Origin of the sequence: Herbaspirillum sp. WGmk3, from assembly GCF_023952535.1 — a bacterium.
GTDB classification, from domain to species: domain Bacteria; phylum Pseudomonadota; class Gammaproteobacteria; order Burkholderiales; family Burkholderiaceae_D; genus Herbaspirillum; species Herbaspirillum huttiense.
Map to the genome: position 1 here is coordinate 83,601 of NZ_JAKYWT010000002.1, position 13,614 is coordinate 97,214.

The 13,614-nt window shown below is 62.2% G+C and carries 11 protein-coding genes; 9 read left to right on the forward strand and 2 right to left on the reverse strand.

All coding sequences use genetic code 11. From position 1 onward, the window contains the following. Positions 1-165 precede the first annotated feature (165 nt). From MKD49_RS06410 to MKD49_RS06435, 6 genes are all read left to right on the forward strand, one after another. On the forward strand, positions 166-711 hold the full coding sequence (locus tag MKD49_RS06410; protein ID WP_039785564.1) for an iron transporter: 546 nt from the start codon (positions 166-168) through the stop codon (positions 709-711). Positions 712-817: 106 nt separating this feature from the next. Continuing rightward, complete coding sequence (locus MKD49_RS06415) at positions 818-1,168, forward strand: cupredoxin domain-containing protein (protein WP_039785565.1); 351 nt, start codon at positions 818-820, stop codon at positions 1,166-1,168. Positions 1,169-1,232: 64 nt separating this feature from the next. Further along, complete coding sequence (locus MKD49_RS06420) at positions 1,233-2,111, forward strand: FTR1 family protein (RefSeq protein WP_121041660.1); 879 nt, start codon at positions 1,233-1,235, stop codon at positions 2,109-2,111. 56 nt (positions 2,112-2,167) lie between these two features. Further along, on the forward strand, positions 2,168-3,505 hold the full coding sequence (locus MKD49_RS06425; RefSeq protein WP_121041658.1) for a 4Fe-4S binding protein: 1,338 nt from the start codon (positions 2,168-2,170) through the stop codon (positions 3,503-3,505). Positions 3,506-3,671: 166 nt separating this feature from the next. Continuing rightward, entirely contained in the window at positions 3,672-4,007 is a 336-nt protein-coding gene (locus MKD49_RS06430) for a zinc ribbon domain-containing protein YjdM (protein ID WP_034330597.1), read from the forward strand. Positions 4,008-4,133: 126 nt separating this feature from the next. Continuing rightward, entirely contained in the window at positions 4,134-5,141 is a 1,008-nt protein-coding gene (locus tag MKD49_RS06435; protein WP_121041656.1) for a bile acid:sodium symporter family protein, read from the forward strand. Positions 5,142-5,225: 84 nt separating this feature from the next. On the opposite strand, the gene MKD49_RS06440 is transcribed toward MKD49_RS06435, so the two are convergent. After that, complete coding sequence (locus MKD49_RS06440; protein ID WP_252695818.1) at positions 5,226-6,275, reverse strand: NADP(H)-dependent aldo-keto reductase; 1,050 nt, start codon at positions 6,273-6,275, stop codon at positions 5,226-5,228. Between the two features lie 198 nt (positions 6,276-6,473). On the opposite strand from MKD49_RS06440, the gene MKD49_RS06445 reads away from it, so the two are divergent. Next, the gene (locus MKD49_RS06445) at positions 6,474-7,745 is read left to right on the forward strand and encodes an MFS transporter (RefSeq protein WP_121041652.1); all 1,272 of its coding nucleotides are present in this window, start codon (positions 6,474-6,476) and stop codon (positions 7,743-7,745) included. Positions 7,746-7,769: 24 nt separating this feature from the next. Here the strand turns inward: MKD49_RS06445 and MKD49_RS06450 are convergent, their stop codons facing one another. Next, positions 7,770-10,973 carry an EAL domain-containing protein gene (locus tag MKD49_RS06450; protein ID WP_252695819.1) on the reverse strand — a complete coding sequence of 1,068 codons (3,204 nt, stop codon included), beginning with the start codon at positions 10,971-10,973 and terminating at the stop codon, positions 7,770-7,772. Between the two features lie 638 nt (positions 10,974-11,611). Between MKD49_RS06450 and MKD49_RS06455 the strand changes: the two genes are divergently transcribed. Both MKD49_RS06455 and fghA read left to right on the forward strand, forming a co-directional pair. Continuing rightward, positions 11,612-12,718, forward strand: coding sequence for an S-(hydroxymethyl)glutathione dehydrogenase/class III alcohol dehydrogenase (locus MKD49_RS06455; protein ID WP_013234687.1), 1,107 nt, complete (start codon positions 11,612-11,614; stop codon positions 12,716-12,718). Positions 12,719-12,728: 10 nt separating this feature from the next. Continuing rightward, positions 12,729-13,580, forward strand: coding sequence for an S-formylglutathione hydrolase (gene fghA / locus MKD49_RS06460; RefSeq protein WP_252695820.1), 852 nt, complete (start codon positions 12,729-12,731; stop codon positions 13,578-13,580). Positions 13,581-13,614 lie beyond the last annotated feature (34 nt).

The window sequence follows — 13,614 nt, forward strand, 5'->3', positions numbered from 1 at the left end:
GAAAAACCGCCCGGTTTCAACGCCGGGCGGTTTTTCATTTTTTGCCTGTTTTTACGCTTTGGTCAGCATTGCTGTGAAGGATTGCACTAAGGTGCGGCGTCGGCTGCCTCAAAGGGTGATATACTTAATGCTAATCATTATCATTTGTCACCAGGAGAATACGCAATGATCGGTTTCAAGAAACTGGCGGTCGCCGCAGCACTCGGACTGTGCTTTGCAGGTACCGCTTCGGCCGCCGAATACCCCATCGGCAAGCCGCAGATCCAGAACGGCTTTGAAGTCAACGCCGTCTACCTGCAGCCGGTGAAGATGGAGCCGGACGGCATGATGCGCAAGGCAGAGGAATCCGATATCCACCTCGAAGCCGATATCCGCGCCGTGGCCAAGAACCCCAATGGTTTCGCCGAAGGCGACTGGATGCCTTACATGGTCATCAAGTACGAACTGACCAAGGTCGGTTCCACCAAGTCCATCAAGGGCGACATGATGCCCATGGTGGCCAACGACGGTCCGCACTACGGCGACAACGTCAAGCTGGAAGGCCCGGGCAAGTACAAGCTCAAGCTGACCATCTCCTCGCCGCAAGCCAATGAACACGCCCACTTCGGCCGTCACGTCGACAAGGAAACCGGCGTCGGTCCGTGGTTCAAGACCTTCGAGCTGAACTACGACTTCACCTTCGCCGGCATCGGCAAGAAGGGCGGCTACTAAACAGGTCGCCGGGTCTTGATCCAGACCGCACGTTTGCAGTGATGCGATGCCGGTCCGCGCCGTGATGGCGGACCGGCTTCACCGTTTTGAGAGTTCCGGAGTTTTCATGATCGCAAGAATCGTCCGACTGATCTGCCTGTCCCTGGCTGCGATGGCCATGCTGGGCAGCGCCGTGCAGGCCAGCGCTTCCGACCTGCTGACCTTCAAGCTGGAGATGCAGGATGGCAAGCTCATCCCGCCGCGCATCGAAGTGCCGGCAGGACAGCGCATCAAGATCGAAGTGCACAACATCGGCAAGTCCGCCGCCGAGTTCGAGAGCGTTGAACTGCGCAAGGAAAAGGTGCTGGCACCGGGTGCGCAGTCCTTCGTGGTGATCGCTCCCTTGCGTCCGGGCGAATACAAGTTTTTCGATGACTTCCACCTCAACATGCCGCCCGGCGTGATCGTCGCCAAGTAAGAGGGGATGCGCGCAAGCAGTAAGGAAGCAGGGAAGTCCAGGTTTTCAGGAAGGGAAGAGTTTCATGGGACAGGTCATGTTCATCGTCTGGCGCGAAAGCGTCGAGGCGCTTCTGGTGGTCGGCATTCTGTATGCCTGGCTGAAGAACGGCGATGCCGGCGCGCGGCGCGGCATTCCCTATCTGTGGGGCGGCGTGGTTGCCGGCGTGGTGTTGGCGGGTGCCCTGGGCGCAGCGCTGCTGGGCTTTTCGGAACTGCTCTCGGGCGATGCCCAGACCTACTTCCAGATAGCCATCGTCCTGATTGCGGCGGTGCTGATCGTGCAGATGGTGTTCTGGATGCGCAAGCACGGACGCACCTTGAAGAAGGAGATGGAAAGCTCCATGCAGTCCAGCTATGAAAGTGGCAACTGGTGGGGCGTGTTCGTGCTGGTGATGCTGGCGATCGCCCGCGAAGGCAGCGAGACCGCCGTGTTCCTCTACGGCATCGGCCTGGGCCAGCAGGATGCCAGCACGGCGTCGCTGGTGCTGGCAGGCGCGATCGGTTTCGGACTGGCTTTCCTGACCTTCTATCTGCTGCAGCTGGGCGGCAAGATTTTCTCCTGGCGGCGTTTCTTCCAGGTCACCGAAGTGATTCTGCTGTTGCTGGCGGCCGGTTTGCTGGTCACCGGCGTGGAAAAGCTGTTCGACGTATTGCTGGAAAGCTCCGACATGCTGGCCTCGGCCAACTGGACCATGACCCTGACTGGCCAGCTCTGGGATACCTCGGCGCTGCTGGATGACTCCACCACCCTGGGCAGCCTGGTCTCGACCCTGACCGGCTACCGCGCCCGGCCGGCGCTGCTGTCGGTGATCGTCTACGCCCTTTACTGGGTCGTGGTATGTTCGTTCCTCTATCGAAAACCCCAGCCTCAGCTCAAGAGCAAGAGGCAGGAAGCCGTCTGAACCTCATGACAACCTGTACGCAATCGCCGACTCTGCTCACGCGTACCGGAGACTGGATGCGCCGCCATGGCGCATTCATCCGAGGCCTGCAATGGATCGTGGTGGCTGTCTATGCGCTGCTGATCCTGGTCCCGGTGTTCCTCCCGCTGCCTGATGAAACCGCGCATCTCTGGTCCAACCTCACCCTGATCGCCCAGTTTGCCTTCTGGGGCATCTGGTGGCCCTTCGTGCTGGTCAGCATGGTGCTGATGGGCCGTGTGTGGTGCGGCGTTCTATGCCCGGAAGGGGCGCTGACCGAGTTCGCCAGCCGCCATGGACGCGGACGTGCGATTCCCAAATGGGTACGCTGGGGCGGCTGGCCCTTCGTGGCCTTCGCCCTGACCACCGTGTATGGCCAGATGGTCAGCGTGTACCAGTATCCGAAGGCGGTGCTGCTGGTGCTGGGCGGCTCCACCGTTGGTGCCATGATCATCGGCTACCTCTATGGCCGCGACAAGCGCGTCTGGTGCAAGTACCTGTGCCCGGTCAATGGCGTCTTCGGCCTGCTGGCCAAACTGGCCCCGGTTCACTACAAAGTGAACGAAGATGCATGGCGCGCCTCCTATCATCCCGAGCACAAGATCATTCCCATCAATTGCGCGCCGCTGGTCCCCTTGCGCAATATGAAGGGTGCTTCCGACTGCCATATGTGCGGCCGCTGCAGTGGCCACCGCGATGCGATTGCCCTGAGCTTCCGTCCGCCTGCCGTCGAGGTGGTGCACTTCGGCAAGACCCAGAACAACCTGTGGGAAAGCGCCCTGGTGCTCTACGGCCTGCTGGGCATCGCCATCGGTGCCTTCCACTGGACGGTCAGCCCCTGGTTCATCGCCATCAAGCAGGACATCGCCACCTGGCTGATTGACCGCGACATCATGTGGCCTTTCGGGACCCAGGCACCGTGGTGGCTGCTGACCAATTACCCGCAGCAAAGCGATGTCTTCACCTGGCTCGATGGCGCCATGGTCGTGGGCTACATTCTCGCCACCGGCCTGGTGCTCGGCACCGGGGTGGCGCTGATGTTCGGGCTGGCCACGCGCCTGCTGGGCAAGTGGGAGTGGAGCCGCTTCAACCACCTGGTACAGGCATTGATCCCGCTGGCGGGCTGCGGCGTCTTCATCGGCCTGTCGGCGACCACCATCAGCCTGCTGCGGGCCGAGCACTGGCCGGTCTATTGGGCCAATGACGTGCGCGCGGCGCTCCTGACGGTCATGACGCTGTGGAGCCTGTGGCTGTGCTGGAAAGTGGTGGCGCGCCATGCCACCCATTGGGTTCAGCAAGTGCTGGCGATGCTGCCGCTGATCGGTGGCCTGGCGCTGGTCAATACCGCCTGGTGGCTGATGTTCTGGGGCTGGTAAAGCGTCTTCCGCAGCAGTGATATGAAGGAAAATGGCAGGCTTGCTCGCAAGCCTGCCATTTTTATTTGCGTCTTATTTGATCTTGGGTCCCGCAAGCTATGTGAAGTTGGCGACCGAAGCAGTACAATCGCTGCCTTTTCAAGCCAATTGCCGGAGTTTAATTTACATGAGCACCTTGCCCGCCTGTCCCCAATGCCAGTCCGAATTCACCTATGAGGATGGCAGCCAGTTCGTCTGCCCCGAATGCGGCCACGAATGGAGTGCCCAGGCTGCTCCCGCCGAGCAGGCCCGCGTCTGGCGCGATGCCTCGGGCAACGTGCTGCAGGATGGCGATACCGTCACCGTCATCAAGGACCTGAAGCTCAAGGGCGGCGGTGGCGTGGTCAAGATGGGCACCAAGGTCAAGAACATCCGCCTGGTTGAGGGCGACCACGATATCGACTGCAAGATCGACGGATTCGGCTCCATGGGCCTGAAGACCGAATTCGTGCGCAAGGCCTGATCCTGGCCTGCATCCTGAGCGGAGCCCTGCAAGCCGGGCCCGCTCTCACGTAGAATGGCGGTTTGCCTGCAGCCTATGTATACATAAGCTTGCGGGTTTCCCGATCAAGACAACAACGAAACCGCCATGGCCCGTCCCCGCTTCCTGCCCGATAACATGACCCTGATGCTGCTGGCCGTCGTGCTGACCGCATCCTTCCTTCCCTGTACCGGCCAGGTGGCCGAGGCCTTCGACGGGCTGACCACGTTCATGATCGGCCTGCTGTTCTTCATGCACGGGGCCAAGCTCTCACGGGAAGCCGTGGTGGCCGGGTTCACGCACTGGAAGCTGCACGTCACCGTGCTGCTGTGTACCTTTGCACTGTTCCCCCTGATCGGCCTGGCACTGAAGCCAGTGCTGCTGCAATTCATCACGCCCGAGCTGTATCTGGGCTTGCTGTTCCTGTGCGTATTGCCCTCTACCGTCCAGTCTTCGATTGCCTTCACCTCGGTGGCGCGCGGCAATGTGCCGGCGGCGATCTGCGCGGCGTCCGCCTCCAACCTGCTGGGCATCTTCCTGACGCCGCTGCTGGTGGGCGTGCTGGTGGTGGCCCATGATGGCGGCGGGCATTCCTCGCTCGATTCCATCCTGAAAATCGTTTATCAATTGCTGCTGCCCTTCGTGGCCGGCCAGATCGCGCGTCCCTTCATCGGCCGCTGGGTCGAGCGCAACAAGTCCTGGCTCAAGTTCGTCGACCAGAGCTCCATCCTGCTGGTGGTCTATGTAGCCTTCAGCGAGGCAGTGGTGCAAGGCCTGTGGCACCAGGTGCCGCTGTCGATGCTGGTGGCGCTGCTGGTCATCAATGCGGTGCTGCTGGCCATCATCATGGGGCTGACCACCTTCGGTAGCCGCCGGCTGGGCTTCAACAAGGAGGATGAGATCACCATCGTCTTCTGCGGCTCCAAGAAGAGCCTGGCCTCGGGCGTGCCCATGGCCAAGGTGCTGTTTTCCAGCGGTGCCATCGGCATGGTGCTGTTGCCGGTGATGCTGTTCCACCAGATCCAGCTGATGGTGTGTGCCGTCATGGCCGCGCGGTATGGTGCGCGTGACGAACAGGTGAAGGCGGCCGTGGCTACTGAAAGCGGCGGCGACTGAGATTCCCGGGCGCTGTATCCGCCAACAAAAAATGACCGGCACAAGCCGGTCATTTTTTTGCTTTGGCGGTTCGCTCGTTTCGGCTCAGGGCGCCGGATTGGGCTGCTTGCGGTGGATGGCTTCGATGCCCGCCAGCACCTCGTCGCTCAATTGCACCTGGGCGCTGTCGATATTGCTGCGCAGTTGTTCCAGGGTGGTCGCGCCGATGATGTTGGAGGTCAGGAAGCGGCGGCTGTTGACGTAGGCCAGCGCCATCTGCGCCGGATCCAGTCCGTGCTGGCGCGCCAGTGCGACGTACTGCGCGGTGGCGCTTTCCGCTTGCGGATTGTTATAGCGCACGAAGCGTTCGAACAGCGTCAGGCGGCCGCCTGCAGGACGTGCACCGTCCAGGTATTTGCCGCTCAACATGCCGAAAGCCAGCGGCGAGTAGGCCAGCAGGCCGACTTGCTCGCGATGGGCGAATTCAGCCAGGTTCACTTCGAAGCTGCGGTTGAGCAGGTTGTACGGATTCTGGATGGTGACGATGCGCTCAAGTCCATGCTGCTCGGCCGCGCGCAGGAATTGCGCTACGCCCCAAGCGGTTTCGTTGGACAAGCCGATGGTGCGGATCTTGCCGGCCTTCACGAATTCAGAGAGCACCGTCAGCGTCTCTTCGATGGGCACCGTGGTTTCATCTTCCACATGCTCGTAGCCCAACTGGCCGAAGCTGTTGACGCTGCGGTCGGGCCAGTGCAACTGGTACAGGTCCACGTGATCCAGTTGCAGGCGCTCCAGGCTGCCATGCAGTGCATCGGTGAGGCCCTTGCGGTCCAGCTCGTTGTTGCCGCCACGGATGTGGCGCGGGTTGTGTGGTTTGCGGGCGGGGCCGGTGCACTTGGTGGCGATCAGCAACTGGTCGCGCTTGCCGGATTTCTTCAGCCAGGTGCCGAGATAGCGTTCAGTGAGTCCTTGCGTTTCCGCCTTGGGCGGGACCGGATACATTTCGGCGGCGTCGATCAGGTTGATGCCGCGTTCGACGGCGTAGTCCAGTTGCGAGTGGGCGTCGGCTTCCGTGTTCTGCTCGCCCCAGGTCATGGTACCCAGAGTGATGAGACTGACCTTCAGGTCGGTGCGGCCGAGTTGGCGGTACTGCATGCGGATTCTCCTTGTGATGCGCAGGCAGGGACCGGGGCGTGTCCTGCCGGCTGGCGCGGGATCGGGTAGTATAGCGGCGCTCGTCCTGCCTTGCAGGGCAGGGCCGCAGCGGCGCCAAGACCGCTCGCGCCAGGCCGGTTGCCGCTTGCAGTGCCCGGACTCGATAACGCCAGAACACTTCCTTCCCATCCACGAGACATGTCAGTTCCTTCCCCCAGTATCCCCCCGGATGAAGCCGCCGAATCCCTGCGCCATCACACCCCATTCAAGCTCTTCTGGTGCGCCAGCGTCGCATCCACCATTGCCCTGCAGATGCAGATCGTGGCGGTTGGCTGGCAGGTCTACCAGCTCACCCACAGCGCCTTCGATCTCGGCATCGTGGGCCTGGTGCAGTTCATTCCTTCGCTGATCCTGGTGTTCGTGGTGGGCCATGTGGCCGACCGCTTTGATCGCCGCAACGTTGCGCGCGTCAGTTCGCTGGTGGAAGCCGCCGCTGCCGCCACGCTGGCGCTGGGCAGCCTGCATGGCTGGCTCAGCCGCGAGATGATTTTCGTGATCGTGGCCATCATCGGTGCAGGCCGGGCCTTTTCCAAACCGACCATGTCGGCGCTGCTGCCCAGCCTGATGTCGCCCAAGGCCTTGCCGGGCGCGGTGGCGGGCTCGGCCTCGGCGACCCAGTTCGCCATCATCATCGGCCCGGCGCTGGGGGGCTTTCTCTACGTGGCGGGACCAGCGGTGGTGTATGCCAGCAGCTGCGCGCTGTTCGTTGCATGCAGCGTACTGTTGTCGCTGATCCGGCGTCCGGCCCAGGTCGCGGCGGCCCAGGCTGCACCGGCCAAGCCGACCGGGGCCAGTCTGTCGTCGGTGTTCGCAGGACTGGCTTTCATCCGCAGCAAGCCCGCCATCTTCGGTGCCATCTCGCTGGACATGTTTGCCGTGCTGCTGGGCGGTGCTACCGCCTTGCTGCCGGTCTTCGCCAACGACATCCTGCATACCGGTGCGGTCGGCCTGGGTCTGCTGCGCTCGGCACCGGCGGCCGGGGCCTTGATCGTGGCGCTGCTGCTGGCGCGCTTTCCGCTGGGCGGCAGGGTAGGGCGCACCATGTTCATCGCCGTGGCCGTGTTCGGATTGGCCACCATCGTGTTTGGCCTGTCACGCTCCTTCCCGCTGTCGCTGGCCGCGTTGGCGGTGCTGGGCGCAGCCGACATGATCAGCGTGGTGGTGCGCTCGTCCTTCGTTCAGCTGGAAACGCCGGACGCCATGCGCGGCCGCGTTTCGGCCGTCAATTCGGTCTTCATCGGAACGTCCAATCAGCTCGGAGAATTCGAATCGGGCCTCACCGCCGCCTGGTTCGGTGCGGTGCCGGCCGTGCTCATCGGCGGGATCGGCACGCTGCTGATCGTGCTGCTGTGGATGCGCCTGTTCCCCTCGCTCTATCAGGTCGACCGGCTGGCCGCACGCCAGTCCTGAAGCCGGCGGCAAGCAGCCGCGCGCTCACGGCGGATCGCCCTCGGTCACCAGCATCTGGCTGGACTGGCGCGTGAGCTCCTGCTGCATCACCAGCATCTGCAGGAACTGCGCATAGGGAACCGGCTTGCTGAAGTAATAGCCCTGGTACTCATCCGAGCCGAACTCGCGCAGCGCCTGCAACTGTTTCTCCGTCTCCACGCCTTCGGTCACCACCTTCAGGTTCAATGCATGGCTCATGGCGATGATGGCCTGCACGATGGCGCTGCTGTTGGCATCGTCGGGAATGTCGTTGATGAAGGATTTGTCGATCTTCAGCGTATTGACCGGGAAACGCTTGAGATAGGCCAGCGAGGAATAGCCGGTGCCGAAGTCGTCAATGGAAATGGTGAAGCCTTCTGCACGGATGCCATCCATGATCGCGATCGCACGGTCGCGGTTGTGCATCACCATGCTTTCGGTGATCTCGAACTCCAGGCAGGCCGGTGGCGTGCCGTGGCGCTGGACCACGCTCTTGATGTCTTCCAGCAGATGTTCATCGCCGAACTGGCTGCCTGTCAGATTGATGGAGATGCGTCCGCACACCAGTTCGCGTTCCAGCATCAGGCCGATGTCGCGGCAGGCCACGTCCAGCACCACCAGGCCGATCTGGTCGATCAGGCGGGTCTCCTCGGCCAGCGGGATGAATTCACCCGGCGGCACCAGGCCGCGCACCGGATGCTGCCAGCGGACCAGGGCTTCCGCACCGACGATGCCGCCGGTGGCCAGGTTGATCTTGGGCTGGTAGTGCACCACGAACTCGGCGCGTTCGATGGCGCGGCGCAGTTCCGCTTCCAGCGCGATGCGCTCTACCGTATTGGTGTTGACCTCGTCGGAGAAGAAGCGATAGTCATCCTTGCCATGGTGCTTGGCGCGGTACATGGCAATGTCGGCATTCTTGATGAGCGTTTGCGCATTGTCGCCATCGCCCGGATAGGTGGCGATGCCGATACTGGCCGAGAGCATGGCTTCCTGGCCGTCGATGATGAAGGGCTTGCGCGCCTCGGTGAGCAGCTTCTGTGCAATCTCGCCCAGTTGCAGCGGATCGTCGAAGTCATCCACCAGCACGATGAATTCATCGCCGCCCACGCGCGCCAGGATATCCAGCTCGCGCAGGGTATTGCGGAAGCGCTGGGCGATTTCCTGCAGCACCGCTTCGCCGGCCTCGTGACCGAAGGTATCGTTGATGTTCTTGAAGCGATCCAGGTCCATCAGCAGTACGGCCACCATGCCGTCGCGGTGCTCGGCGTGGGTAATGGCATTGGAAACGTGCTGGGTGCACAGGAAGCGGTTGGGCAGGCCGGTGAGCTCGTCATAGTGCGCCAGGTGGCGGATGCGCTCGTCGGCGCGGCGGCTCTCGATGGCCACGCTGGCGAGGTCGGCGGCGATGTTGGCCAGCTGCAGGTATTCATTGCTGGGGGCCTGGTTTTCCTTGAGCAGGGCGGCGAACACGCCCAGCAATTGGCCTTCCTTGCCCATGATGGGCCAGGCCCCGCAGGACGGGTAGATCTCCACATCGATGAGCACCCGCAGGTGTTCGGTCACCGGATCGCGCGCGATGTCGGTGACGATGCAGGGGCCGCGCCGCAAAGCCGCTTCAGCGCCGACGCCGCAGCCGTGACGGATCGGCATGCCCTGCAAGGCACGCAGCAGGCGTGGCGGATAGCGCTTGCTCAGCACGGAAGTGAAATGCGAGGCTTGCTCATTGACCAGCATCACGCAACTGGCCCCATATGGAATCTGCGCATCGGCAAAGCCGATGATCTCGTTGAGGATGCCGTCCAGGTCATCGTCGGCCATCACCATGTGCAGCACCCGGTTCTGTTCGCTCTGCAGCAACTCGGCGCGCTTGCGGGCGCTGATATCGCGCAGGATGGCGAAGATCGCATAGCCACGATCGAATTCGGCGCGGTTGAGGGTAACGTCGGTATGAATGATCTTGTTGCGGCGGACTGTCACCCATTCGAACTGCTGCGGTTGCCCCGCGAGCACCCGGCCGACCAGCTCATCGATGTCCGGCTGGTCGGGCTGGCGCGCCTTGTGGCGAGAAAACAGGCCGACCTTGCGGCCGATGATGCGGTCCTTGTCCGGCACGCCGAAGAAGCGCAGCGCGGCCGCATTGCAGTCGAGGTAGCGCAGCTCCGAGGAGATCAGCACGATGGGATCGCTGCCTTCCTCGTAGAGCTTGCGGTAGCGGTATTCGCTGCTCGACAGGGCGTGATCCAGGCGGCGCTGGTAGCGGTAGTACACCAGGAAGGCAATGAGCGCGATGAGGATGAAACCAAGGATGCCGGTGGTCAGCAGGATGCGGTTTTCGGTGCGGCTGCGCCATGGCGAGAGCACGTCTTCCATGCGCCGCGCATAGACCGCCACCAATGACCATTTGTCCAGGCGCTTGTAGGAGAACAGCAGTGGTTCGCCGGTCAGATGCGAGATCTCTTCGAACGACCCTTCCTCGGCCCCGGCACGGATGCGTGCCATGCTTTTGGCATCGGCCAGGCTGACGCTGAGCCAGCGCTCTTCGAAAGGCGAGCGCAGCATCATCGAGCCGCTGTCGGTGCGCAGCGAGACGATGGATTCGAAATTGGTGATGCGCTTGTAGAAGTCGAAGAAGGTTGCAGCCTTCAGTTCGGCGACCAGCAGGCCGATGGGGCGGCTGCTGCGGTCGTAGAGATTCATGGCCACCGGCAGCACCAGGTCACGGTTGTAGCGACTGCGCATGAGCTGGCCCACGAACAGGTTGGGCCTGGCCGGATTGCCGTCCACGTGGGTCAGCTTGTGGTCTTCGGGGATGCTGGTGGTGTCGAAGGGGCGCAGCGAACTGGCGCGGGTGTTGCCGTTTCGGTCGATGTAGCGCAGCACCATCACGGTGGACAGCCGCTGTTGCGTGTCCGACAGCAGTCGGTACAGCGCCTGGTCGTCGTCCAGCAGGTCGGGGCCGGCGACGTGGATTTGCTCGGCGGCGGACCAGAGCAACTTGTCCAGTTCGCCGAAAACGCGTTCGGCGTGCTCCTGCACGCTGCGCACGGCCGCCATCGAGCTGGCGCGTTCGGCGTCGATGGTCAGCTGGCGGTCCTGGCGGATTTCCCACCAGGTCTGCACGACAATGAACGACCCGACGAAGCCGACGAACAGCAGCAAGGTTTTCAGGGTGTAGCCTGGGCGTCCTGGCGATTTGTTCTGTTTTCCCATGTGACCCACTATCACATTACCTGTCGTTAGGCAGCAGATTGCTGCACGTCCCTTGGCCCGGAAAGATGCCGGACGACCGTTTCGACAGCCCTCGCACGCAATCGGCACGTTCCTGCCAGCGGAACGGCGGCTGCTGACACGGGCATGGTGGATAGCCCTTGTCAGTGCGGCAAGCCGCGCGCGTTCACACGGTGTGATCGCGCTTACGCCAAAATTACGTGGATGCCCCCACTTCGTGATACGCGAGGCGTCAGTATGCCACCTCGTGTCCTGCTGCGCTTTGTTGGCGCTTGTCCTTGCTTTGTGCCCTTGTTGTGCGCTGATCAATGGCCGCTGCGCCAGCCACGTTCACCGTTTGTTTTGTAGCAACCTTACCGCAAGCTCAGGGCTTTGTCATCCTGCGCGCAACGTCGCTGCAACGCGACAGCGTGATTTTCATGTCAGATGGAAATTTTCACTTGTTCTGGCATCAACATGAAGGGTGTTAAGCGTGGCAGATGCGTTTTCGTTTGCAATGCGATAATACCGCCCAGCCGGAAGTTTCACAGGCATCACCAGTTTTACTGAATTTTCCTGACGAGGCCCAACTGGCCGGTCGGGAAGTTTTACTTCAATCATCACGCAAAGGACCCATCCCTATGAAGACAAGAGCAGCGGTAGCATGGCAGGCAGGCAAGCCCTTGACCATCGAGGAAGTCGAACTCGGCGGCCCCAAGGCCGGCGAAGTCCTGGTCGAGATCAAGGCCACCGGCATCTGCCATACCGACTATTACACGCTCTCGGGCGCCGACCCGGAAGGCATCTTCCCGGCCATCCTCGGCCACGAAGGCGCGGGTGTGGTGGTCGACGTCGGCCCGGGCGTGAAGTCGCTCAAGAAGGATGACCATGTCATCCCCCTGTACACGCCGGAATGCCGCGAGTGCAAGTTCTGTCTCTCGCAAAAGACCAACCTGTGCCAGGCCATCCGTGCCACCCAGGGCCGCGGCCTGATGCCGGATGCCACCAGCCGCTTTTCGCTGGACGGCAAGCCGCTGTTCCACTACATGGGCACCTCGACTTTCTCCAACTACATCGTCGTACCGGAAATCGCCCTGGCCAAGATTCGTTCGGATGCCCCTTTTGACAAGGTCTGCTACATCGGCTGTGGCGTGACCACCGGCGTGGGTGCGGTGCTGTTCACCGCCAAGGTGGAAGCGGGTGCCAACGTGGTGGTGTTCGGTTTGGGCGGCATCGGCCTGAACGTCATCCAGGCGGCCAAGATGGTGGGGGCCAACAAGATCATCGGCGTCGACCTGAATCCGGCGCGTGAAGCCATGGCGCGCAAGTTCGGCATGACCGACTTCATCAATCCCAAGGACGTGCCCAACGTGGTTGATGCCATCATCGGCATGACCGATGGCGGCGCCGACTACAGCTTCGAGTGCATCGGCAACACCACCACCATGCGCCAGTCGCTGGAGTGCTGCCACAAGGGCTGGGGCCAGTCCATCATCATCGGCGTGGCCGCAGCCGGCCAGGAGATCTCGACCCGTCCGTTCCAGCTGGTGACCGGCCGCGTCTGGAAGGGCTCGGCCTTCGGTGGCGCGCGTGGGCGTACCGACGTGCCGAAGATCGTCGACTGGTACATGGAAGGCAAGCTCAACATTGATGACCTGATCACGCACAAGCTGCCGCTGGAGCGCATCAATGAAGGCTTCGACCTGATGAAGAGCGGTGAGTCGATCCGCTCCGTGGTCGAGTTCTGAGGAGAGCGCGATGCTGGAGACTCTCTCCGAGCACGGCTGTTTTGGCGGCGTGCAGGGCTTTTATCGCCATGCCTCGTCCGCCATCGGGCTGGACATGCGATTTTCGGTATTCGTGCCGCCGCAGGCCGGGCAGGGCAGCGGCAAGCTGCCCGTGCTGTTCTACCTGGCCGGGCTGACCTGCACGGAAGAAACCTTCATGATCAAAGCTGGTGCGCAGCGCGTGGCGGCTGAACTGGGCCTGATTCTGGTGGCTTGTGACACCAGCCCGCGCGGTGCCGGCATTGCCGGTGAAAGCGACAGCTGGGACTTTGGCGTGGGTGCGGGATTCTACCTGGATGCCACACAGACGCCGTGGAGCCAGCGCTACCGCATGGAAAGTTACGTGGTCGAGGATTTGCGCCGTGCCGTGCTGGAGCACTTCCCGGCTGACCCGCAGCGCATGGGCATTTTCGGTCATTCCATGGGCGGGCATGGCGCACTGACGCTGGCCTTGCGGCATCGTGATCTGTATCGCTCGGTATCGGGCTTCGCGCCGATCGCCGCGCCGGTGCACTGCCCGTGGGGGCAGAAGGCCTTCAGTCACTATCTGGGCGACGATCGGGAAAGCTGGCAGGCGCATGACGCCAGCGAACTGATGCGCAAGCTGTATGCGCCTTTCCCGCAGGGGATCCTGATCGATCAGGGGCTGGCAGACAAATTCCTGATCGAACAGTTGCACCCGGAACGCTTCGAGGCAGCCTGCAAGGAAGCCTCACAGCCGCTGACCTTGCGTCGGCATGCGGGTTATGACCATGGGTATTACTTCATCGAGAGTTTTGTGGAAGATCATTTGAGATTCCATCATGCGAATTTGACGGGTTGATGCCTCTGAAGGGGAGGTTCGGGTTGAGCAAGGG